We start from the raw sequence: 22,881 nt of genomic DNA, 5'->3' as shown, positions 1-22,881 counted from the left end.
GCACTGAGTAAGTCAACATCGAGTCCAGTCACCGGCCCTTCAGGATCCACCAGCAAGTTCTGCAAAGGAACTCTGGTTTTTCCACTGAGGCTGCCCGTTGTTATGACCGATTCATGTTAGTTGCCGCTGTGGTTTTTAGCATGTATCAGAAAGGTTGGTTAGGCAGCCCGGCAAGGTCCACTTGGTACTCAATACAAACTACTCCTTGAGGTAAACCTCCGCTTATAAAACTCTCTGGAGTAATTCTCGGAAAATTGGCGTCCACCGAAAATATTCGAGACTCCAACACAATGAAAGCTTCACTCCTTGCGGAGTTGCCGGGATGAAAGCCGACACGTGCCAAGGACTGGGTCAGTTCTTCGGCATCGTACCCAGATTTGATCAAACGGTGCGCTACTGTATCTATGGAGTCCCCGGATGCGGAGGCTTCGAAGCGGTAGTGGACTAAATTCAACGGCATTTCAGTAGCCAGCGCCAGCTGGAATTGCCCGGCCACATGAATACAAGAATCGTAACGGCTTACTGTGGCTTTCACTTCGTATGCAGCTGTGGATGTTCTCAAGTCGACTACCCCGCCGCAGGGTCCTAGCCACTGGATTTCAGTCTTTTGTGCCATCAGCTTTTCAATGGTGAGCATCTCGGCTAGCACCCCGAAGCTGCTCTTTGTTGCCAGTGAGTTACCCAATAAGTGTCGCCACTTTTTCCACCACGTCGAGGGCTCGGCAAGCAGTTCATTTCGCGAACAGTCATTTTCGCCCGGCGTAATCATGTGCGCACAAATGACTGCAAATTCGTTTCGCAATGAATGCATGTTGGATTCAAGGCGTAATAAATGGCGAGGCACCCCACCAACGATTCGATCGACAGATACCAATTGCGAACCGGTAAAAGCTTCAGCTACTAGTCGATCATCATTCAGCTCTACAGCCACACCAAACACCGAGCCCTCGCTGAATACCCAAGCGGGTGCGCTGCTGGGGAGGAGATTGATTGGTAGCATCAAGTTATTTTTCCCAAGATTGGCGAATCCAAAACGGATCTCATCAATTAGATTCATGGATGGGTTCACCTTTGATGGATGCTGGAGCGTTTAGAGCATTGTCGCAGCCTGCCTCTTTGAACAGGCGCCGCACATAGCCGACCATACCCCCTTCGTGAAATGAAGGTTCAAGGATCAGGATTTTGGCAGTATTGAGCTTCATAATTGCCCGGAACTGCTCTTGTGAAGGGTTATGCAGGTTACGCTCCGAAAACAACCGCCGCGTAAGTTCAACCCTGAACCCAGCTCTACCGGGCCGTTCTACGAGCTGTACGATGGTGTCCGTCGTTACCGTGGCGAGAATCTCACGTGTACGAGCTTCTGTACCCTGCCAGGTCAGGTGTACCGTCCACCAGATAGCGCGCAACCAGATGCGGCTTCGACCGCTGAAGAAGCGGCTTTCAGGCACTTGTTTCCATCGTTTTGCAACTAGGTCAGGCAACAGCTTTATAGAAAAAAAACGCCATACGCCGTTGTCTGCTGCCGTTCGCACGTCAAATCCGGACTGACTTAGAACTCGGTACAATACAAGGCCACACGCGACATCGAATGCGCCGACATTTTGTTTCATCAGTTCTTCAAAGGGGGCCAATTCACGCAGAAACTCATCACGGAACGCCTCAAGTTCTTTGGTAAGCCCGGTCGATTCAAAAATACCGATATCTTGCATCTCGCTAAACCGCCGCTGAGACATGGTTACACTAAGTGTGGGCCATTTCATTGCACAGCCTCCGGTTCTATTCGCCGGTCGAGCCAGCATTGTGCCGACGCAAACAGTTTCTCTGGTGATGTTGTATCCAGTGCCCCAAGTCGGACAAAAGAAGCCGCGGCATCTGCAACGCTTCCTAGTTCATCTGTGATATTAGGGCGACTGACGAGTGCTTCTAATTCATCACCTATCTCATCTTTGACTTTGCACACAAACAGGGCAATCCATGACGACAGGACCATTCTCATCAAGGGCGTCTGCTTGCCTGATTCAGGTTTGCGCTCATAAAGTGCGCTAAACAGCTCATGGTCACGGTTTAGCAGCAGGGCGATGTATTCACTTGAGAAAGGCTCCTCAAATGCATCAGTCCAGTTGGCGCTCAATTCCCATAATGGGCCTTCGGCAGTCCGAGCCTCTTCTAGAACCGGAAATATTGAGCCGTCACCATCAATTACAACTTCCAAGCGCTCTGTCAAGGAGCCCAAATGAGAGCCGGCTACTTGAGCCCAAGCGGAGTTGGTTTCAGCGCTGCCGGGGTGTCCGAGTATGAGCTGCAGAGTTAAATGTCCGTAGCCACGCAATGTCGCCCGCTCCATCTGTAGCTTTATGACTCGGGGAACTTCCATCGACATACACTGGTAGCGGGTCAGGTAAAGGGGCGCGCCAAACTGCCGCCATCCCGAATTTGCGGAAGTCCACTCTAACGCAATTACCACTTCAGCGTCGGGCGCAGCTATTCCCGCTTCATCAAACAGGGCAGTCAATAGATGGATGTTACCCAAGTGGCAGTGAACTTCTAGGTCATGCTCATCTGCACTCCAATCGCTGTCATTTCCAAGAGAGTATTGGATGCCACAAATTATTTCTGCTTTAGGGTCCGGCCCGCTCGAGGTGAAGCTATATCGGACATCCAGATGAAAGTCAGTAGGCAGTGTCCGATACGGCATGATTAGGCCGCTCACAGCTCAGCCTCTGCAGTTTTCATAAGACTCGCATGCAGTGCGGGGCGTAAAGTACCTCCTGATGAAGTGACGATATCTATACGAAGTTGGCCTGTCACTGAGGACGGCGGAACCGCTGCAGTTGCCTGAATCTGAATAAGATTATCAACCGTAACCTTCACTGCGACACCCTGTGATTCAACCATGCAATTTCCAATTCGGAATGGAAAATCCCCCAGGTCATATGCCCAGTCGCCGTTTGTAATGGAGCCTGTCTCGGAGTCGACGCGCAGATCAATTACGCGGGAGCTCGTTGGGTTGGCTGCTCCCCATGCAAGGGACCAGTGGACAAGGATACTGCCACTGATGTGCTCAATGCGCTCTATATAGAGAGTCGGGTTTGAAGTTCTCGGGAGCCCCTCGGCTCGTGGTCTGTTCTGTTTTGCAGGACGACCAGATCTACCGTCCTGGCCAAAGCCGCGTTTGGGCATTACCAGATCAGCCAGGTTACGTGCCATTCGCACAGCTGGTTTCACATTCGAGGCCGGAGCAGGCTTTCCACCAAAATCTTTAAGCGCTCGTCCGGTGTTGGTACGGATTTTATCAACTATTCGCACGCCGTTCTTATCGACCCACTCAGTGTGGTCTGAGCGCTCGCAACTGCGAAGGTATGCCTCTAGGGTGAGTGAGCGTCCTTCGGCTACCGGTAGAAGCTTTCTTTTCACCAGCACCTGTTCATGGTGCGGGACGAACACAGCAATCAGATGCCCCTCGCCAGTAGCAGAAACCAGGCCACCAGACCATCCTCGGCTTTCAGTACCGTCGTTCCAGCAAATGTTCATGCCAGGCTTTCTTACGTAAGTAACTATTGGACTATATGGTGGGGAGGTGTCCATACGTCCGAAAATGCATGTTGCCGGGCTTGGTTCGTTATCCGGCGCCCCCATTCCGAGCTGACCACTATTGAGAATAACTGCGGCCAGTTTGCCGGCCTGGCCACCATTCTCGAACTCATTTCGAACGTTCACGTACCTGCACGTCAAATCAGGCTCACTCACCGCGCGCCTTTTCAGGTAGTCGTCGTCAAGAACTTGATCGGCTGCGGCACGGTTATAAAGCGACTGCATCACCTGGAAAACAGGAAGCATCTCGGAACGGCGTACCTGGTTTCCGTTTACCCGGGCATCCAGCCAAGGTCCATTTGGGAACAACGGGTTGTCCAGTCTGGCAGCGAACCAACGCTGTAGAGAGATCTCTGTATATGCTTCGTAATTGCTACACCACCAAGGTTGCCGTGTCTTTTGACCATCTTCACCAGGTTCCTCTTCGATAATCAGGTCGTCTCTGAGGAACGGAATTACGATCACAGTCCCAGTTTCATCTCCATGAAAATGGCTCACGCCCAGTGCAGCCAGCACTGGGGCAATTTTTGAGGAGTCTGTTACAGGGATTGACTCCTGACTGTTATCGTCACCCCACCAAGCAATTCCGGTTTGCGTACGACACTGGACTTTCGATTGGCTGGCCTCGTTTTCAACGATACTTGCCACCAAGCGTTCTTGATAGCCATTCTCGGTGTGAATTCGTGAGTAATACAAAACAAAACCAAGCCCCATCCTGAAGTAACAGGTTTTGCCCAGTCCCCAGGAGCCACCAGCACCCTCGTCATCCCTGGTGCGGCCAATTTCGAACACCAGTTTGAGTAAGTTGCCATGGGGGCTTGCGCCGTTTACGTGTGAGAATGTAAGTGGTCCTCCCAAGCCTTCTGTATATGTGTCGCGAATCTCTAGCAAACGCCCACCCACTGGGTAGCGCTCATTTAGCATTGGGACGTCAATACCATCATGGAACCAGTTTGTCACCGCAGCAGTGCTATGTTCACGGAAAGAAAAATCTACACGAACATGACCGCCGGACAGCTTGTCTATGGCAGCATCCAGTGAGTTCTGAACCGACTCTCTTACCAGCAAGTCGAGACGTGGCATGTCCTCATTCTGCATTGCCCGCAATAAAAAGGCGCCAGACTCCTGCATAGGCCGCAAGGTTAATCCGTGATACTTCACGCTCAGTTTCCCTCTACGTCTTCAGATGCCTGCTCGAACTTGTCATATATGCCCGCCGCCGGAATGTTTACGGTGACATGAGTGACAAAACTCTGCTGTTTGCCGTTGCTGGCGCCTGGCAACCAAATACTGACTCCGACTATGTCTTCTTGGGCCTCCAGTGGCTGGCGTGCTTTTTCTGATATCGGTAATTCACTACCGTCAGGTGCTTTGTCGGTCGCTTGAGTTTGCGGCTTGCTGTTCTTGTCAATTAGATAAAGCAACAGCTGGGGCAAGTGACCCACCCCGTGATCTTTCCTGGTTTTTTCAATGTATTTGTTTGTAAACGGTTGGCCCGAGGGCGCCTTTACAACTTCACCGGCCAGATCTGCCAACAAGTCGCGTGGGTCTCTCAATGCACCGATCGAAACGGCGCCATCACTACGCATTGGGCCTAGGCGGGTTCGAGTCACCCGACCGACACTCCCTGTAGGCAAGCTCCAGCCATCGTCTTTCTTGTCATGGGTCCCTGCGACAACAACATTCCATTTATCGAATCCTGCTGCTTTTGCGTGTTCTTTAAGCCACGCTAAAAATGGCGAAACATCCGAGAAGAATTGACTGCTTGGGTGGAATGTGAAGTTGCGTAGAAACTCAGAGACATCACCGACCGGCACGTGTCTCCATACCTGGCTACCAAATCCACCTCTGGTGCTCTTGCCACACGTACGCAAGAAACCGTTAGTGAACTCAAAGTTCCTACGGTGAATATCGCCAGATCCAGCACCGTTGTGGAACAAGGTTGTTTGCCGATTAACTCCCGAAAAATCATAATTTGCGCCGATGGCGAGCTGCATTCTGTTTGCGGCCGTAGGACGTAACCAATTGATACGAGGATTAACCCTTACCCGTGGACCAAATTCTGATGGCTTGGTACCTTGGTGCTCACAACGTTCCAACTCATCTCGAAGATCCTCCTCTGCTTGCGCCATAAATTCGAATTTCTCGAGTGTCTCGTCCGGCATCCAAATGCGCGGTAGAAGTTCGTAACCCTTCCGATAGCCGAACCAGCGCCCCATCTGCATTAATGAGTCCGCTTGGGCTGAACCGCGCAAGAAAAAGGTGCTCACAAGGTTCTCAATAGTCAGTCCCCGGGATAACGTGCCTCCCCCAATGACAATAAATGCAGTAGCAAAATTGGGGCCGCCTTTAGCTGCAGAGCGAGGGTAAAAAAGCCGTCGTATTTCATTTTCGTCATTGATGCCATTATTGGCACAGTTATCAACGCAAATATGAACCCCTCGGTGGTAGCTGAGAGCGCCTTCCTTATCCAGCTGGATGGCTGTTACCTCAGCAAGCAAGGATTCGAATTCTGGATAAATATCATCAAAGTCTGGATAAGCTTCGATCTCTTCAAGCCGGCCATACATCGGGAATCGAGTCTCGAAATCCGCGATATTAAGATTTGAGGTGACTCTCTCCCAGCACTCCTTAGCATGACGTTTGAAACTCTTGGGTGTAGCTCCGTACTGAGTCGCGTAGCGTTCCAGCAGCGACTTGATAGCATCATCTACGCCGCTATGGTGCGATTGTCTTGAGCTGGTATGAACCAGCATGCTAACCGGACGAGAGAAGCCTCTGTATCTCATGGCGGCGACGCAGCAAAGGAACCACAACACACTATCTTCGAGGCTTTTAGGTATCGAGCTTATATCGCCTTCGTACACCGCATTGACCAGATCAACGTCGGTTGTGCTGACTTTGCGCACGATGCCGAGTGGCTCTTGTCCTGAATCGGAATTACCAAAAATTTGGACCGGGCCGAAATGTTCGTCGGACTGTTTCAGGGCAATGATGAAATTTTCTGGATAAAGACCTTCCCCAGGACCTTCATTGAGGAAGTTCGCTGCCGGTGTTGCGGTGTAAGCGATGTAGTTCACGCTTTGAGTAGATAAATTCGCAAGCTCGACGATAAGCCCGTTGATTCGTGTGCGGTCGTCTGAGGATACGTCTGCAGTATTGATGCCGGCCTGATCAGCTTCGTCATCGATTATCACAATTCGCAAATTGTCCATGCCTGCTTGAAGCTCCTTGATCCAGCGGATCAGGCCAGCGAGGCGCGTGGGATTTTTCAGGCAGACGATCAGGTGGCGATCATTGCTACCGTCAGTGAAATTCATGTTTCTGGCTTGGTATTCCGGTGGGCTGTTGTGGCTAGGTTGATTGATCAGACGCCAGCTCAGATTGCCTGGACGAACAAGGTCATCAAAGAGCCTATCCCGTGTCTGTACGCGGAGGTTTTCCAATGTTCCGGTCAGCACAATAAACAGGTTCCACCCATGATCGGCAGCCATTGCAATCAACCCGGCCATACTTGCCGTTTTACCGGATTGAACGTGCCCCACAATAAGCCCTTTAACAGGGATAGAGCTCTTCAAGCGCATATGCCGTAGCGTTTTTAATGCAGACGTTTCGATATTACTGACGGCTGTCTTTTTCCAGCTCTGGTCAAGGAGATGTTTTTTGTACAGTTGCCAAGATGTTTTCGCAGATGCAGGAACTTTGATTCCCGGCTCAGTTTCCTCAATCCCCACCACTACCAGTGGTCGACTGGTCTCGATTGCCCGTTGATCGGCCGCTTGCTTGCCCGTCACAAGATCTTGCCAGCACTGGCGCCTTTCAGCCAGTGTGTTCCCAAACGAGGGCCAGAATTGGAACTTGACTTGATGGGAGAGCCACTGATCTAGGTCTTCTTCATTCATCCCTAGGGTTTTCAGCTCGTCCCATTCTTGGTTCTGCTGCCGGCATAGGTCAATGTAGTCCCTGCATCGGTCGTACTGTGGTTCCGTCATGATGGCTGACATAGGCTTCCCTGGCTAAAGATGAGCTTCATTTTTTTATGATTAAAATAATCATGAGTAATGGCATCCTGCCACATGTAGGGCGGTTATTAAACGGCTTTCACGAAGTACTGAAGGTCGATTCAAGACTCAGCTCCTGCTTTTTTAAACTTGAACTCAAGCTTCTGCCCAGCCCGGCAGTTTGGCTCATGGAGCTTGCGGAACTATGCCTTGTCCAGCAGATGTTCATCGCAACCATCAGAGATGGCAATCAAGGGCTGATCGCGCTGTAGGCTCATCTTGGGAGCGTTTGGGTAGTGATGGGGGAGAGGTGATCGGTTTTTACCTCGGGCATACTGAAAAGAACCTGAACCCTGACGCCGCCATTAAAAATCCCTGAGTCAGCACCCTCCGTAAAAGACAAGGCGGCAGCATTCTTGCAAGTAAGAGTGGCAGCCAGGAAGTTTCTATTGCCTTGGATTGCTTGCAAGTTTAGGGGTAGAAGTCTTTCAAGTGTTTTTATTTTGGAGTGCTGTGTTATTTTTGGTAGGTTAACCATTGATAGATCATTCTCTGGTTTATAGCTCCATACTAAATATCTATATTCTATATTTACTTTCTCGCACATGGATACGTTATGAGCGAGATCCCGGTCAAGGCCGCAGTACTTGGCGTCAGGGTGCTGACGGTAGGCGTCTACTAAATTGTCGTTACAAATTTGCTCGAATGTTTTACAAGGTTTTGGGTTGCGTAAAACGTAATTTTAATTTTTTATACAATATCGGCATGCCGCTAGTTAGGGCGGATATAACTCGATCAGGTTGTTAAGGTTTTTGTCGAAAGCCTCATTCAAAGCATTGTCGCCTACGGTAGGATACTTGCGTTTGAATTCAAAAAGCACAAGCTTATTGTCGGCGCTTCTTAAAGCTATGGCGTCAATATCAAGGCATATACCTATGGCGTTCATGAGGCACCGCTGAGCCAAAGCTAATTCAAACTCGTGCCGATCCAAATTCTGAAGCCATGGCGCAGATGGCTCGGTTAGGCTGGATTTAGTTTCATTTACTCGAGAGAAAAATTAATTAAGGCGATCCATTAATATATTGCTTTGTTCCTGTCTATCAGAAGAAAGAGGAAGACAGTCTGTCCCCATTTTTTGCGTGGATAGGATTAAGCTTTTAGGCAGTGAGAAATCTAAAGAAAATTTGTAGCTCACAGAAAAAAACGTCGACCCGGTCGAGCGAATTTATTCATAAGCTCCATGTCAACGGTTGAAATAGACGTACTGGTGGAGCTTAACCGGTACCAAGTTTCTTCACCGTGGTGTAGTGAGGGATTTCTCAAAATGACCCAGCCAGACTGCACATCGCTGTACTTCCCTTGGGCAAAGCTGATTTTGAATTGTCGCATCAGATAGCATTCAGTGATCAGGCTGGAAATCCGGGTGTGATATCCCTTCTCAACTTGATGTATGGCGATTATTAGCTGAGCTTTTGAAATGGTCATTTTTTTGCAGTTCGGTTGGTAATAGTCGCATTTTGCCATCCGTGCCGGGCAGGTGTAACCATTTTATTGATTATTTAGATCGGCACGTTTCTATCAATCAGTAATTGACTGAGGTTTTGTGCGGAAATGCACGAAATATTTTTCATCAAGGCATATTAATGAGTGCTTTCAGTAATCACTTCGGAGGCGGGGAGGAGTGGCTGGCCACTCACATATAGGTAGTTTTGACTCGATCATTTCTGGTAGCGAATCAATTGAGTCCATATTGTGTTTCAGTCCGCACTCCCAGACGGTGAGGACTCTCCAGCCAGACTCAATAAGAAGTTTTATATGTAGAGTGTCGCGCTCTGTATTTCGATTGAGTTTTTCCTGCCAGTACTCCTTGCGCGTCGCAGGTGAAGTTGCGTAGAAGCAATTATTATGTCTATGCCAAAAACAGCCATTAACAAATATGGCAAGCTTGTATTTGGGCAGTGCAAGATCTGGCCTTCCTGGCAGGTCAGTACGGTGCAATCTGAAGCGATATCCCAAGCCGTGCAGATACCGGCGCACTGTAATTTCAGGAAGGGTATTTTTACTTCCGATGTTTGCCATCATCCGAGATCGAGTATTTGCATCGACAATATCCATACTGCCTGAACTCAGATTGTAGGTAAAAGGATATTGTCGGTCTTCGCATAAAGTGCGCCGATATTCTTCCATGCCACACGGAATTGATTTCGTTTTTTAGGGGTCCAGTGCTCATTGATCCGTTTCATGTTGATGCCGGGATCATAGTAGATTTCGCAGGTGTACATGGCTCTCAGGAACGACCCTACTCCTGCACCTTGGCATAACTGGATCTCAGGCCCAAATGTGAAGTGTTTGAAACCGTTGGCTTCAATGGCGGTATACCTGATGTACGCTGTCTCGGCATGCTTTTTTGACCAATGGGTCAACAGCTTATTGAATGTCCATCCTGCGGCAATATTCCCTTGATCATCTCGAAGGACTAGTCCGCCGGAGGTATCCGTAACTTCATTTTTAGCTGGATCATAACCTTCCATCCGAAGGGTAAGCCCTGTTTTAGTATTTCGAACTCCAATCAAGTGCCTGCCAGTGAAGTCTCTGCGCTCAACGCCGCATTTGCCATAGGTTTGCAGGAACTGCCCGAGGTCATCTCGATATGAACCAGAGTCCGGTTCCGGCGTCATGAGAGTTACAGGGCCTCTGCCATGACATTTGAGTTCCCAGCCTAGGAAGTCAGGCTCTGCGATACCATTGGGGATTATTCCGAAAAGACTTTCGAGTGTATAACCTGCGGCATTTCTTGCCGTGTAAGCCTGCCATTTACCGTCACGACCCAATCTGCAGGATTGGACCTCACCGCCTTGGTAAATTTCGGTGAGACGTTGAAGCAAGCGCGAGCGACTGTCGGCTGTTTGAAGTTTTAGCTCATGAAAAACGGAGGCTATATTTTCGACTTGGCCCGCGTTGATGCAATGAGTTGCATCCAATGCCATGTCGCTGCCCCATGCTGCAACATAGGCTAGAACACTTCCGTTCGGAACTAGTCCAAGCACAAGGCAGCGAGGTGTGAGTTCTCGTTCTTGTCGTTGCTGGGAAGTGGGGGCCTTCATCAACAGGTTGGGGGCCCGTGAGCAATTTTTCAAAAAACCGGAAAACCTGACTTCAGGGTATCGGGGGTAGAAAATTAGTTGAGCCCCAGGAGCAGGCGCCGGATCGGCATCGGAAAAAACGTCAATCCAGCTTAAGTTGAGACTGGCTTTGAATATAGGGCCGTCTCGAGAGGATATTTCAGAAACAAGATCGCCGTGAGGGATCAGACGTAAAACGTCAAAATCCCCCCCGAAATACACCTGTTGCTTGGAGTTGTCATTATTGGCCAGCAGCTTGAAGACAATTCTAGTCGCCCCATGACGCTGCATTACATCACTTGCAAACTCCAGCGGTGATCGCTCTTGATCAGACACCTGCTACTCCTTGAGATACCGTCCTGCTGCAAATGCGTAATGCTACGACATATTGCAAAAGGCTCGAATATCTCCAAGGGACGCTCAGTTGGCAAGTGCTTTTTCTATCTACTATCTCTCTGAGTCGGTAGCCTTCGTCTTAGCGGCTAAAATTCGGCTCTTCATTAATTGTGCTACAGCCTCGAACACAGGAACGGCAACTGAGTTACCAAATTGGCGATATGCCTGCGTGTCAGAGACCGGAATCACGAATTTACTTTCTCCCGGCTTATCAAAGCCCATCAATCGTGAGCATTCGTGAGGTGTAAGTCTGCGCGGGCGGTTGAGCTGATTCAGTTCGCTGTTAAAATCAAGCTTCTCTGAAAAGCCGCGGTCAACCAGGATCTCTGATCCGTCTTTGTGGTATCTGGCCGAGAGGGTACGTGCTACGTCATTCGGCCCCGTCAAGCCAAACCCGAAGCCGTTGCCTTTCTGGCGGTGCTTCTCGGCGTACCTGTAAAGGTAATCCCAAAGTTTCGGCGTGAGGATGTACTTGCTGTCGACTTGGTCCTTAGGCTCCAGAATGTCGCCAAAGGTCGGGCGTTGTTTGGGTATCAGCTTGTCGATATCCCGCAATGTGAAGCCATTATGGATACCAAGGTCGCGACGGAAGCCCACCAGTACGATACGTTCCCGATGCTGCGGCACGAAGTTTTTGGCGTCTATCACCTTTGGGTCTGAACCCTTTGGCGCATTGACGTCTGCGACTTCATAACCGAGCTCATCCAGTGCTTCGCAAATGATGCGGAATGTATTGCCCTTGTCGTGGCTTTTAAGGTTCTTGACGTTCTCCAGCAGGAAGGCAGCCGGGCGTTTGGCTTTGATGATCCTAGCGACGTCAAAGAACAGGGTGCCCTGAGTTTCGCACTCGAACCCATGCTTGCGGCCCAAAGAGTTTTTCTTGGAAACACCTGCCAGGGAGAACGGTTGGCACGGGAAGCCGGCTAGCAGGACGTCATGATCAGGAATTTCACGATCGATATTCTGGTAGGCCTCTTCTTCGCTAACGTCTAGCTTGTCGGACAAGGTAACTGTGCGGATGTCCTGATTGAAGCGGTGACGCTCCGGGTCGCAGTAGTGGTTTGCCTTGTAGGTGCGGACGGCGAAGGGGTTCCACTCGGATGTGAATACGCACTCACCTCCGATGGCTTCAAACCCCTTCCGGATTCCACCGATTCCTGCAAACAGGTCGATAAAGGTGAAAGAGGTCTTTTTTGTAGGCTTGGGTGGAAGCAGGGACTTCAGATGCATGTGCTCTGCGTAGGTAAGACGAGGCGTTGCCTTGCCTTTAACCCAACGGTTTACCGTCTCGCGACAATGCAGGGAGCCTACCTCATTAAGCTTCGCGGCAAGCTGCCCCTGGTCGTAGATCTCGAGTAGCTTGTTTATCAGCTCGAGATCTTCTGCGAGGTGCGGTTGAGAGATCGGAAGTCCCAGTTGGGCAGACTCAAGAGCTGCGCTATCAAAATGGTTCATGAGTCCTGTTTTCCTCTGGGTAAAATCTGTGACGTAATGTCACCATTCTATCCCTGTAGCTTGTGATGTAAATTAATATCTTTCCGGAAGGGCGAAATCAGCCACCGCATCGGAGCGAAGCAAGTCGGGGATATGTTGCGGGTAGGTTGCTGTATATCCAACCAGTGCGCAAGAGGGCGCGTCAAGTTTTTGAGGTGGGGGGAGGCGGCGGGGCTTGCCCCTGCAATGAGACCAGTTTGTGTTGCCTTTTTAAGGCTAGCTGCAGGGGCTTCATGATTGGCAGTTTCAATCAGGGGCAAAATTCTGCTGGTCTTTGGATCCACTGGTTGTGTCGATGGCCCAAGACTGATGCTCAGGCGCAAAGATGCTTCACCTGTCAGGGGGCTGGGGCAAGCGTATAGGAGTGCTGATCGCTGAGATCCCTGAAGATGACGTTTTCATAAAGGGAGCTAGCCGACTTGTAGATGTCGTTCACGCGCCATTGGCAGCGGCGCTTGTTCTTGGAGCGGTCGTTGGCCAGAAATTTTGGAGCAGGGTCCAGGAAAATGGTGCCGACACAGATTGCTTCCAGCAAGCGCTCGGCGGAGGTTTCACGACACCAGATGATTTTGGGAGAAAAGGTGATTTCATATTTGAATCCCATTTCCGCATCAATGACGTTTGTATTGTCTTCTTTATTGGCTGAGATGTAGACCACCTCGTTATGTTTTGCACCCCAGTTGTTCATCAGGCGGCCGAGACTCCATCCGGCGGCAACTGTACCCGCGTCATCCTGTAGCACTACTTCGACGGCATTGATTTTTGCGGTTAGAGATGTCTTCGGATCGTAAGCAAAGCTTTCCCGTTCACCTTGTTCGTTGCGAATCCAGTCAGATTTAGGGTTGTGCGGGTCGACTGTACGGAATTCCCGGACCCGTAGCGTAAGTCCGGATTTTGCGCAGGGTGCATTGGCCCGGTGAAGCCCGGTCACTCTCCATTCGCCGGGGGCAGACTCATAACCATAAGTGGTCATGAAGCTTTCGAAATTTTCAGCGTACATTCCGAAATCCGGCTCGGTGGTGCACAGCGTGACTTTACGCGCCGTATGTACCTTGAGCTCTATGCCGTGAAAGTCGCCGTCCATATCTGCATTGGGCGTGATGCCGAATTGTTGCTCCAGGGTGTAACCGCAGACTTGAGTTCCAGTAAAAGGGATTGTGTTTCCTTGTACATCCAGTCGGCAGCCTCTGTGAGGTTGATCGACCACTTCCCGGAGCCGGCCGAAAAGTCGCTTGCTATGGTCCTGGGAGATGATGAGCAATTTGCAGGCCCGAGATCCTTCAACACCTGGCAGGGCATTAATTTCATCGACAACAGATTGCGACAGGTCAATGAACATTACTCCAACACAAGCTCCGCCCGGGATGCGTCCGAGGACCATCAGTCTGATGGCGTGAGGATTTGCCTTGGTGAATGTGGCTGACAGCATTCTAGGCATCGTGTTTTTGGTTGTGGCAAAGCCTGAGAGCCTGGTTTCCGGGTACTGCGGGTAGATGATCACTTTCGCATTCTTTACCGGTACTTTTTCCCCGTCCTGTTCCAGCCATTGAAAATCTTCAAATACTGCCTCTGTGATGCTGTCCCCTGGATTCACACGGTCCTTGCTTGTGCTGATGCCGCGCTCGCTGAACTTCAGGGCAAAGTGAGTCGGGAGCGGCCCTATTTCCCGAAGCCAGTACACCTGGTTTTTGTCGTTGGCGTTCTTTGGCAGGAACTTCAGCATCGCCATGTCCGCGCCCATATGTTTAAGGAGTTCGCGGATATCGTCCAGAGACGTGGCGGTGTGCTCAAAAGGGCAAGGAGGAACGATCATTGGTTTGCCTGCGATGTGATGGGCTAGTGCTTATTAAGCTAATTCCTTGAGCTGTAAATGTCTACTGATTGTTTTCGGGTTGATTTCGAGTATGCGTGTTTCATTCAATAAACATTGAAATTTATTTTATATGCTTGGTTTGTTACTGGTTGGCGACTGGTTTGTGGGGATAAAATTTCTGCGCAGCAGGTGGCGAGCTCCTGGGGGTGTGGGTGAGGTAAGGCTTTGATTGGCGTGCGCCATCACGCTCCACTGGCGGATGGTTTGCACGATTTCGTCAATGGCTGAGGAAGACAGCTGATGCTCATTGGCGAGCCAGCCGCTAGATGGGAATGGATGTATCCTGAGCTGTTAAATTGGCTCTAACTTTCAATGGCATGACTGCTGTCTAGCCAAACATCCGTGAACTGCTTTATGGAAAATGAAGGGGCAAAATTTGGTACCAGAACCAAAAAATCCCCCCTTGCAGGACGTGGCCTGCAGCCAATCACCACTCTCAAAGTATTGGTACCCAAAACGCCCTGCAGGCCATATGCTGTATATGCATACATGGGGGTCTTGAAAACCGTCGACTGTAACAGGTCCATGAGTTCGAATCCCATCGCCTCCGCCATATTGCTACACCGCAGAGCCCGCCTTTTGGCGGGCTTTGTCGTTTCTGGGGGGTGGGGGAACTCAGCGTTTGCCCCATCCCTTGCTCACCCCGAGCAGTTTTAGAGCCCGATCCAGCGCTCTGGAAAGTAGCTTCTCTATCGCATCGGGCGCGTAAAAAAGCGGCCGCAACTGGATGCGTCTATATCCAGCCCGGCCAACAATTCCGAAGTTGAGTCCTGCAAGGGGCGGGTGTTTCTCTCAAATCATTCTCTAGAGGTCTGAATAGAGGCTCGAAAGAGGTGACAGGATCTCCTTCCACACCTTGTCACGCAGATGAGGCAGTTGACTCTTTTCCAGCTCGGTCAGGCCGTAGTGGTCTGGGTTGCTCAGGACATTTTCGAACTTGACGATGCGGCAGTTGTAGTCGGTCGTGTCCCGTTTTTCGTTAACGATATAGATGGGCAGTACCTTTAGGTTATACAGCCGAGTCACCCCAAGGGTTTTGCCAATGTCGAACTTTACGGAGTAGGCAAGTTTTGAGTTGCGACTCTCTGGATGGAAGCTCACAAAGTCGCCGAAAGCGTAGATGACCAACGCATCCTGTTTGCCATGCCGTGGAATCATTTGCGCTGGCTGGCTGACGTGCGCGTGGTTGCCGAGGATGGTGTCCACGCCGCACTCGATAACCTTGTGCGCGGCATCAACAATTTTTGCATGGGGGTACATTTCGAACTCCCACCCCCAATGGCAGTAGGCGATGATCCAGTCAGCGCCCTTGGCCTTGGCGGCAGCGACCTGTTTTTTGATCAGGGCGTAATCCGGAGGCGGGTCAACGTCGTTGAATCGCACTTCGTTGGCCAGGTAAAGCTCCCCATCCCGTGAGTGACCGTTGAGGTCAAATGTGTAAGACAGGAGAGCGACTTTGATGCCGTTTTTTTCCACCACGACGACATCATCCTGCTCGGCCTGACTGCGGGCAGTGCCGGAATAGTAGGCCCCTGACTTCTCAAGTACTTTGAGTGTGGCCTCCACGCCTTCCTTACCCCAGTCCATCGCGTGGTTGGTCGCTGTGCTGAAGAAGTTGATCTTCGCTTCATGGCGGAACTTGTTGAACATCGCTTCAGAGGTGTTCATTTGCGCCGGCTTGCCAGTTTGCTGGTGGCGCCCTATAGGCTTGCTCTCATCAACGGTCGACTCCAGGTTGGCACTAACGATGTCAGCGGTGCTGTAAAAATCTGTGATGTCGTCGAACAGGTGCGGTGTGTTTTCAGGCGTCAGCACATCCACCGCAAGCAAGTCACCCGCACATGAAACTGAGAGGACGGGAATAACCGGGAATACACCCCCTTGTTCAATTGAGGGGTCACTCAGGTTACGGAACTTCAAGGTCTGGTCAGCGAAGAATCCTTCGAGCCCCGACTCTTTTTCGGCAACTTCAAGTTGATTAAGCCAGTAGCGGTAGAGCCACTTGGTCTTCTGGAAAGTATTGCCCGAGATGTCATACACGCCTGTTTCGGGCTGCGGGTAATGAAACTGCTCATAGCAGATGTAACTCATCAGCAAAACACCAAGTCTGAGCAGGGTGCGCTGGTGTATCGGGTCCTTGAGGGCAGGGGGGAGTACTCCAAATCCGGGATCATCAAGGAATTCCTCGAGCAAGATCTCTGCCTTGAGTAATTGAGATGGATCGGCGAGCACCGGCTCAAGCCTCTCCCAGACCCGCTTCGGGCCCTGTTGTGCAATCCAGCCGAACAACGCCCGCGCGTAAGCCTCTTCCTCGGGGCTGATGGTCTCGACCATTTCCAGGTCGCCATCAGCGACGCGCCGCAGTATGTCGATGGTCTCGGCTTCGTGCCCATCCAGGCAGCATTTGATTGACCGTACAAGCTCCTTTAATGCTTCAAACATATAAGCATTCATCCTGAATATCCTCTGGGTTTGCTTGGTGATTACAGCGCAAGTCGATTTTAACTACGTACTTTCGGGGTGCCGGCCAGCCCGAGCCGGGTGAGTTCAAGCACGTCTTGCGCCTGCTGCAGCACCCGGCGTTTCCATGGGTCGGTATCAATATAGAAGGCATCGCGCAGTTGGCGTTTGATCTGCATTAACCGTTCTGCTGGGACAGCGGCTTGGTTGTGCAACCACTGATCGGCACGCAGCGCTTTGAGCACCATTGGTCCGGGTTTGGTGCCGTACTCCAGGGTCAATCCGTTGTATTGCGCGTCGGGGCATTCCTGCATCACGGCTAAATCAAGGGTGCCGTTTAAAACGGCTGATGAAGAAGTACCTTGTGTGCTGAGGGTGACCTGTTCACCCCACCAGCTTCGTGCCCGTGCAATCGCGTCCGGGGTATCGTGTCCTTTATAAATACGCTCTCCCACGCCACTGGGACCAAGCCCTGTATGCACATCGATCCAGCCTATGCGCCGACATTGGCTGCCATAACGTCGAATGATCTGGCGAACCTGTACGTTGCTCCAGGTGGGCTGGGTGCCCGCAAAAAACAAGCCGTCAGGGTCGTTGTGTTGACCTCGGGTGATGGCTGACTGTAAGGCTTTGGTGCCGTGGCGTAACGCGTACCCAAGGAGCCCGAGGGTACTGAGCAGCGTGGGCGGTTGACGCCGGGGCACCAGTAACGGGGCGATCGAGGTGTATTCGGGGTTACCGGGCAATGGCCGGTCGAAGTCCATGAAGTTGCGATTGATATCGACATTGTCTTCGTTGACGCGACGCAGCCAGGAGAAGCCATAAGGGTTGACCGCATGCACATAAAGCACGGCCATATTCTGATCCCGGCACTGCCTGCTCCAATCATGATTGCGCAGATGATCCACCTGAACAGCCGAGCCGCAAAAGCCTTCAACGCCATGCACGCCGCTACTCACTACCAGCAGGTTGGCTGCTGTGGGTGAACCAAGAAGTGCGACATCAATTGCCAGCTCTTCTCCATCGCGACCGGGTAACGGGTGAGCGCGGGATTCAACTTCCAGATGGGCATAGGCGCAAGCCTGCAGGAATTTTTGCCGAGCTTCGGCGTAGCTTTGTGAAAAGCAGGATACGTCCATCAAGGATGTCCTATTAACAGTCGTGCCAAATTTGGCGATCAGGGAGTGGGGGTAATCACTGCGCGATGTGGGCCGGGCAGGCAGTTGAAGGGGCGGGCTCGGGAAGGTTGGCGTTAAGTTCGCGACGACTGCGCTCAGGGTCGATGAGCACCAGGCCAAGTACGGTGAACACTAAAAGTGCGATCCCGAACAGGCCAATCGCCAGTTCGAAACCGGTGACTAAATCCCCCCCCTGCCAGCCGATGGCCTGACCCACCAGAAGAGGCGCGAGCATGCCTGCGGTGGTCAGCAAGGCGATGTGGATGGCCAGCATACTTCCGCGTTGGCGGGCCGGTGCGATGTGGGCGACGATGCTAAAACCAAAGGCTGACAGCAAGTTAAGAAGGATACTGCCCAGAAGAAACAGCCCCAGCGTGACCGTCAGCGATGTCGAGCTAAAGCCCATGATGATGTAAGCCACGGCTGCGATAAGGCATGCCACGAGGGGCGGAATAACCATCGCTTTGCGGATGCTGGCGCCACGCTTCATCGCTCGTTGGGCCAGGCTGGACACCAGCAAGTTCATGAAGATCACCCCCAGCGTGGTGGCGAGCACCAGATAACCGGACTGCATCGGCGTCATCCCCAGCCCTCTTTGCAGGTAGGTGGGCAGCCAGCTGTAAAGCAGAGCATTGGGCAGATAGCTACAGAAAGCGACCAGAGTAATGCAGACAAACGTGCGATTGAGCAGCAGTCGGCTGTAGGGCAGTGTGGGCAACAGGCTGCCATTGGCGGTTTTTGTATCGTCATGCTGGCCTTCGCGGCCAAACAGCTGCCACAGCAGCAGCCACACCAGGCCAACACCTGCCAGCAGCACATACCCCGTACGCCAGCCGTAATGCTCAATCAAGGTTGGCAGGGACAGGGCGCCTGCGATGGCACCTAACATGATTGCGACTTGAATCAGCGCCGCTGGCAGCACCCGCTCGCGGGTGGCATACCATTTGAAACAGGCGTGCTGGGTGACGGCTGTACCAGGGCCGCAACCGGCGCCCAGCATGACGCGGCTGATGAGCAGGGTGACGAAGCTGCTGGACAGGGCGGCGAGCAATTGCGCGGCCATCCAGACCAAGGCCATGCCCGAAAGGATCCAGCGGCTTGGCATGCGGTTGGCCAGAAAGCCCACCAGTACCCCAGAGATGGAATACAGAAAAAAGAACGCGCTGCTGATAAAACCGAACTGCTCGGGCGTCAGTTTCAGCTCGTCAATAATCTGCGGGCCGGCGAAGGCAAAAATGGTTTTATCCAGCACGCTGATAATCACCACAGTCATCAGCAAAGCAACAACGAACGGACGTCTTTTATCGGGAAGTAAATGCATGGGTATGGCCTTTAATTGAGGAGCTTTTTTAGAAGCGCATGCCGACACTGGCTTCTAACATGCTTCGGTCTGCAACCATGTTGTAATCGCCACCCCCGGTGTTCAGGTAGTTGAGCTCAAAGTTGTAGTCGCTTTTGTACTCACCCTGCAGTCCGAAAATTTGTGCATAACGCCCTTCGGAAAACACGCCGTCATAGGCGTGCCCTTTGACGTCATACACCAGGGTTAACGAAGGCGTCAGGTCAAGTCCGGGCAAAACGTTTCTATAACGAATCTCTCCTTTGGAACGGGTTCCCCACGAGAAAGGTGTGACGAAACCATCGATTGCACATTTTGCCGCCGGGCCTGTGCATTTCGAACTGTTGCCGTAAGGCGCGCTGCCGAAGCCGGGGCGTCCGTAACGGATGTCGTCAGTGTCGGGCAGGTCGTGGACATATTTGAATCCCGCCTCGGCTGACAACTTCATCTCGCCGCCCAATACAGTGCCAAAAGGATGGCTGGCGCCGAGATTAAGCTGGCTCACTCGAAACCGGTCGAAACCGCTGGCCACATAGCCTGTGGGCGTTTTGGACAGGTAGCCCATGGGCCCGTTGCCTCCTAACAGGCCAGCAATGAAATCGGAACCGTTCCAGGCGATCGGTTGATTGGGACGATAGCTGTATTCAGCGTAGATGCCTGTGCCACCTGGCAGTCGCGTTTTGAAATTAAGGGCGTACATCCGGATGCTGGTCGGGAAGGCGCGTTGATAATAAGCGGCAATCCCCGAGGGTTTGGCCTGGCCGAGGTTAGCGGCGGGCGGCGTCAGAACGCCGGGGCCGGTACGTACCGCCTGGGTGACTGCTTCGCGGCTGGTGTAGTCAGCGAAATACAGCCCGAACATGCCGACGTCTTGCCATAAATATTGCAGGCTGGCGCCGAACTGATTGTTACTGGGGCGATGGTCCGGGCCACGGGACACGTAATCCAGAGGGTTGTTCAAGGCCTGGCCGTCGGTGGTGTAAATCGGGCGCCCGGCCAGGGAGCTCAAAATACTGCCATTGAGAAGAAACTGATCGCACCCCGGTTGAGCGTAATCGCTGGTCGATAGAAAGGTACCGCAACCCGGATAAGCGCTGGGACGGAACTCAAACTGGTTGAACGCATCGACCGACAGGTTTTCAGTCAGCGCCAACTTGGCGTAAAGGGTCGGCATCGCCACGGTGCGAGCTTCTGCAATTGAAGTGGCTCGACGTGCCGCGGCCCAATCAAAAGCGTTCACTGCCTGTAAGCCGCCGCCGATGGTGGTTGGCGTGACCCAGGGGATCGCCTGATCGCCGAGTCGCACCAGCAGGTTGTGCCCGCCAGGCTGGAACGTGCCGTAAACATACGCGTCGTTGATGACTGCATTGGAAAACCGCGCCAGCGAATCAAACCCTGCATCGCTCAGCGGCTCACCGGATTGATAGCCGTTCGGAACGCTGCCGTAGTCCACGTTCTGGTGTTTTTGGGTGTAGTCGTACCAGCCTTTGGCGCTCAGAAACATGCCAAGGTTTCGGTGGCTCAAATCCGCTTGCAGGTAAGCCTCGGTGGAAGTAGAAACCGCATCGCCGCGCTTGTAGTTGAGGTTGCCGTCATTGAACAAATTCATGCCGTACTCGGTGCTGGTCAATCGATGGCTCGGTTTGTCCATGCGCCACACGGAGCCCAGTGAAAAAGCACCTTTCACGTTCAGGCGAGTGTCGTCCTGCTGCCATTCGATACCTTTGCCCAATCCTGACTTGAGATCGCCGAAAACAAGCTCTCCAGCCACAGCGGATGCCGTCATGCCAACGGTCAATAAAGACGTGGCCAGCCCTGCAAATACGGGGTTTCGGGTCGCTGCCCACTGTTTTCTTATTGTTGTTGTCACTGACTAATACCTTTGTTTTTGTTTCTCTTGTGAATGCCAGGCGTTTTTCAGTCTAGCGCTGAACTATTTTTCTTAATACGGCGAATACCGACAGCGATGGTGTCAATATCGCCAGCAGAAAACAGGCATTAAGGCCCCTTATTTGAGCGCTCAAAAGAAGCGAGCCCACCCCTGAGTCAGCCTACTCATACGCTTTGATATCCAGTGTTCTGGCAGGGAGGGGGAATAGGGCAGGGCAGCGAGTACGAGCCGTAGGCAGACAGCATTTGGAAGTAGGGCTAATATCGCCAAAAATAAATCCAATAACGCCAGGTGGACCGATGAACGTCCGAATAGATTTATTGCACAGCCCCCATGGCATGGCCGGGACGCTGTTCAGTGTGATCGACATTCTGCGCACCTTTAATAACCTGTGGCAGATGCGTAATCCGGATAAGCGAGGGGCCTTTTTTCACTGGCGATTGATTGATGCAGCGGGCCATGAACTGCCGCTTCCGGACTGGTTGTCAGGGATGCAATCGCCTGCCGGAGGGCGCAAAGCGTTGCGGCCTTCGCAGACCGCGCTGTTTGTGCCAGGGGTGCAGATGAAAAGCGTGCCGGATCTTAAGCATGTGCTCGATCAATGCACCGAGGAACTGAATTGCATCGCGCGTTATCACTCTCAAGGACGTGTCGTTGCAGCCAGCTTTAACGGCCCGGTGATGCTGGCTCGAGCGGGTGTGCTGGACGGCAGGCGTGCGACGGTCACCTGGATGATTGCCAATTGGTTTGCCTCCAGCTTTCCTGCGGTGCAGTTGGCAATGGAAGGCCCGGTGGTGGTTGACGGGTTGGTCTTTACCGCAGGTGCCCCGGCAGCCGTATGCGATTTGATGGTGGAGTTGATTCGTCATTTTGCAGGCGAAGAAATGGCGCAGATTGCGACCAATGGGCTGCTCTATCACCCAATGCGTTTTGAGCATTCGAGCCTTAATTTCCCTGGCATTTCGGTAAAGACCCGTGACAGCGTGGTGTTCCGTGCCAAGCACTGGATTCAGCAGCACATCCAGACGCCTTACAGCCTGGAACGCGTCGCTCAGGAAGCGGCAGCGAGTCCTCGCACCTTGCTGCGTCATTTCAAAGAAGTAGAAGGCATGACGCCGCTCGACTATCTGCACCGACTGCGGGTGGAACGAGCCAAGCAATTATTGGAAGTCACCCTGGTAGATCTGACTGAAGTGATGGAGTACTGCGGCTATCAGGATGCCAGCGCTTTCCGGCGCCTGTTCCGTCGCGCAACGGGAGTCACGCCTTCAGAATATCGCCGTCGCTACACCATGCGCATATCTAGTCGTTGGTGGCGGGCTGACGAGTCTGGCCCCAAGGACAGAGTCGATGACTTGATAAAGGGACTGAGCATTGGGCCTCAGCTCAGGTCAGATCAGTGATAACGCAGCGGGGGCGGGACAGTCTTTTTGCCCATTGCATCTATTAAATATTGCGGTCATGGCTGACGTTATGCACGATCAGCCCCGGCCAGCAAACATCTAACGACGTCGCTCAACTGGGGGCTATATGGAC

The 22,881-nt window shown here is 52.2% G+C and carries 15 protein-coding genes; 2 read left to right on the top strand and 13 right to left on the bottom strand.

Annotation, left to right across the window (positions count from 1 at the left end; translation table 11 throughout):
• Positions 1-145 precede the first annotated feature (145 nt).
• From RGV06_RS05940 to RGV06_RS05920, 5 genes are read right to left on the bottom strand one after another with little or no spacing between them, the layout of a single operon-like run.
• Complete coding sequence (locus RGV06_RS05940; RefSeq protein ID WP_322149623.1) at positions 146-1,057, bottom strand: PD-(D/E)XK motif protein; 912 nt, start codon at positions 1,055-1,057, stop codon at positions 146-148.
• Positions 1,044-1,760, bottom strand: coding sequence for a hypothetical protein (locus RGV06_RS05935; protein ID WP_322149622.1), 717 nt, complete (start codon positions 1,758-1,760; stop codon positions 1,044-1,046). Before RGV06_RS05935 ends, RGV06_RS05940 begins: the two co-directional genes overlap by 14 nt.
• The gene (locus RGV06_RS05930; RefSeq protein WP_322149621.1) at positions 1,757-2,710 is read right to left on the bottom strand and encodes a hypothetical protein; all 954 of its coding nucleotides are present in this window, start codon (positions 2,708-2,710) and stop codon (positions 1,757-1,759) included. Before RGV06_RS05930 ends, RGV06_RS05935 begins: the two co-directional genes overlap by 4 nt.
• Positions 2,707-4,752, bottom strand: a complete 2,046-nt coding sequence (locus tag RGV06_RS05925) for a hypothetical protein (protein WP_322149620.1) — start codon at positions 4,750-4,752, stop codon at positions 2,707-2,709. Before RGV06_RS05925 ends, RGV06_RS05930 begins: the two co-directional genes overlap by 4 nt.
• 2 nt (positions 4,753-4,754) lie before the next feature.
• Positions 4,755-7,493 (bottom strand): Z1 domain-containing protein, encoded by a 2,739-nt coding sequence (locus tag RGV06_RS05920; protein ID WP_322149619.1) that lies wholly within the window; start codon positions 7,491-7,493, stop codon positions 4,755-4,757.
• Between the two features lie 137 nt (positions 7,494-7,630).
• Here RGV06_RS05920 and RGV06_RS05915 point away from each other — a divergent pair, with 137 nt between their 5' ends.
• Positions 7,631-7,864: a hypothetical protein gene (locus RGV06_RS05915; RefSeq protein WP_322149617.1), complete on the top strand. Its 234-nt coding sequence runs from the start codon at positions 7,631-7,633 to the stop codon at positions 7,862-7,864.
• A 1,381-nt stretch (positions 7,865-9,245) separates the two neighbouring features.
• Here the strand turns inward: RGV06_RS05915 and RGV06_RS05910 are convergent.
• The 8 genes from RGV06_RS05910 to RGV06_RS05875 form a co-directional block, all read right to left on the bottom strand.
• Positions 9,246-9,707, bottom strand: a complete 462-nt coding sequence (locus RGV06_RS05910; protein WP_322149616.1) for a very short patch repair endonuclease — start codon at positions 9,705-9,707, stop codon at positions 9,246-9,248.
• 11 nt (positions 9,708-9,718) lie between these two features.
• Positions 9,719-11,050: an MvaI/BcnI family restriction endonuclease gene (locus RGV06_RS05905; protein WP_322149615.1), complete on the bottom strand. Its 1,332-nt coding sequence runs from the start codon at positions 11,048-11,050 to the stop codon at positions 9,719-9,721.
• Positions 11,051-11,161: 111 nt separating this feature from the next.
• Entirely contained in the window at positions 11,162-12,565 is a 1,404-nt protein-coding gene (gene dcm / locus RGV06_RS05900) for a DNA (cytosine-5-)-methyltransferase (RefSeq protein ID WP_322149614.1), read from the bottom strand.
• A gap of 376 nt (positions 12,566-12,941) precedes the next feature.
• Entirely contained in the window at positions 12,942-14,417 is a 1,476-nt protein-coding gene (locus tag RGV06_RS05895; RefSeq protein WP_322149613.1) for an MvaI/BcnI family restriction endonuclease, read from the bottom strand.
• 864 nt (positions 14,418-15,281) lie between these two features.
• Positions 15,282-16,919: a CapA family protein gene (locus RGV06_RS05890; RefSeq protein ID WP_231984110.1), complete on the bottom strand. Its 1,638-nt coding sequence runs from the start codon at positions 16,917-16,919 to the stop codon at positions 15,282-15,284.
• 59 nt (positions 16,920-16,978) lie between these two features.
• A complete protein-coding gene (locus RGV06_RS05885) occupies positions 16,979-18,076 on the bottom strand; it encodes a M14 family metallopeptidase (RefSeq protein WP_322149612.1) in 1,098 nt (365 codons plus the stop codon).
• 55 nt (positions 18,077-18,131) lie between these two features.
• The gene (locus RGV06_RS05880) at positions 18,132-19,436 is read right to left on the bottom strand and encodes an MFS transporter (protein ID WP_019826544.1); all 1,305 of its coding nucleotides are present in this window, start codon (positions 19,434-19,436) and stop codon (positions 18,132-18,134) included.
• Between the two features lie 28 nt (positions 19,437-19,464).
• Positions 19,465-21,324 carry a DUF1302 domain-containing protein gene (locus RGV06_RS05875; protein WP_322149611.1) on the bottom strand — a complete coding sequence of 620 codons (1,860 nt, stop codon included), beginning with the start codon at positions 21,322-21,324 and terminating at the stop codon, positions 19,465-19,467.
• Positions 21,325-21,644: 320 nt separating this feature from the next.
• On the opposite strand from RGV06_RS05875, the gene RGV06_RS05870 reads away from it, so the two are divergent.
• Positions 21,645-22,748 carry a GlxA family transcriptional regulator gene (locus tag RGV06_RS05870; RefSeq protein ID WP_173667400.1) on the top strand — a complete coding sequence of 368 codons (1,104 nt, stop codon included), beginning with the start codon at positions 21,645-21,647 and terminating at the stop codon, positions 22,746-22,748.
• The last annotated feature ends 133 nt before the right edge of the window (positions 22,749-22,881 follow it).

It is taken from the genome of Pseudomonas sp. CCI3.1 (assembly GCF_034313985.1).
Lineage (GTDB): Bacteria > Pseudomonadota > Gammaproteobacteria > Pseudomonadales > Pseudomonadaceae > Aquipseudomonas > Aquipseudomonas psychrophila.
This window is presented reverse-complemented; position numbering and strand designations above follow the sequence as displayed.

Coding starts and splice junctions, on each gene's coding strand:
- RGV06_RS05890 (WP_231984110.1), bottom strand. CDS start 16,919: ATGTTTGAAGCATTAAAGGAGCTTGTACGGTCAATCAAATGCTGCCTG.
- RGV06_RS05920 (WP_322149619.1), bottom strand. CDS start 7,493: ATGAATGAAGAAGACCTAGATCAGTGGCTCTCCCATCAAGTCAAGTTC.
- dcm (WP_322149614.1), bottom strand. CDS start 12,565: ATGAACCATTTTGATAGCGCAGCTCTTGAGTCTGCCCAACTGGGACTT.
- RGV06_RS05895 (WP_322149613.1), bottom strand. CDS start 14,417: ATGATCGTTCCTCCTTGCCCTTTTGAGCACACCGCCACGTCTCTGGAC.
- RGV06_RS05910 (WP_322149616.1), bottom strand. CDS start 9,707: ATGGATATTGTCGATGCAAATACTCGATCTCGGATGATGGCAAACATC.
- RGV06_RS05915 (WP_322149617.1), top strand. CDS start 7,631: ATGATTAAAATAATCATGAGTAATGGCATCCTGCCACATGTAGGGCGG.
- RGV06_RS05940 (WP_322149623.1), bottom strand. CDS start 1,057: ATGAATCTAATTGATGAGATCCGTTTTGGATTCGCCAATCTTGGGAAA.
- RGV06_RS05870 (WP_173667400.1), top strand. CDS start 21,645: ATGAACGTCCGAATAGATTTATTGCACAGCCCCCATGGCATGGCCGGG.
- RGV06_RS05935 (WP_322149622.1), bottom strand. CDS start 1,760: ATGAAATGGCCCACACTTAGTGTAACCATGTCTCAGCGGCGGTTTAGC.
- RGV06_RS05885 (WP_322149612.1), bottom strand. CDS start 18,076: ATGGACGTATCCTGCTTTTCACAAAGCTACGCCGAAGCTCGGCAAAAA.
- RGV06_RS05880 (WP_019826544.1), bottom strand. CDS start 19,436: ATGCATTTACTTCCCGATAAAAGACGTCCGTTCGTTGTTGCTTTGCTG.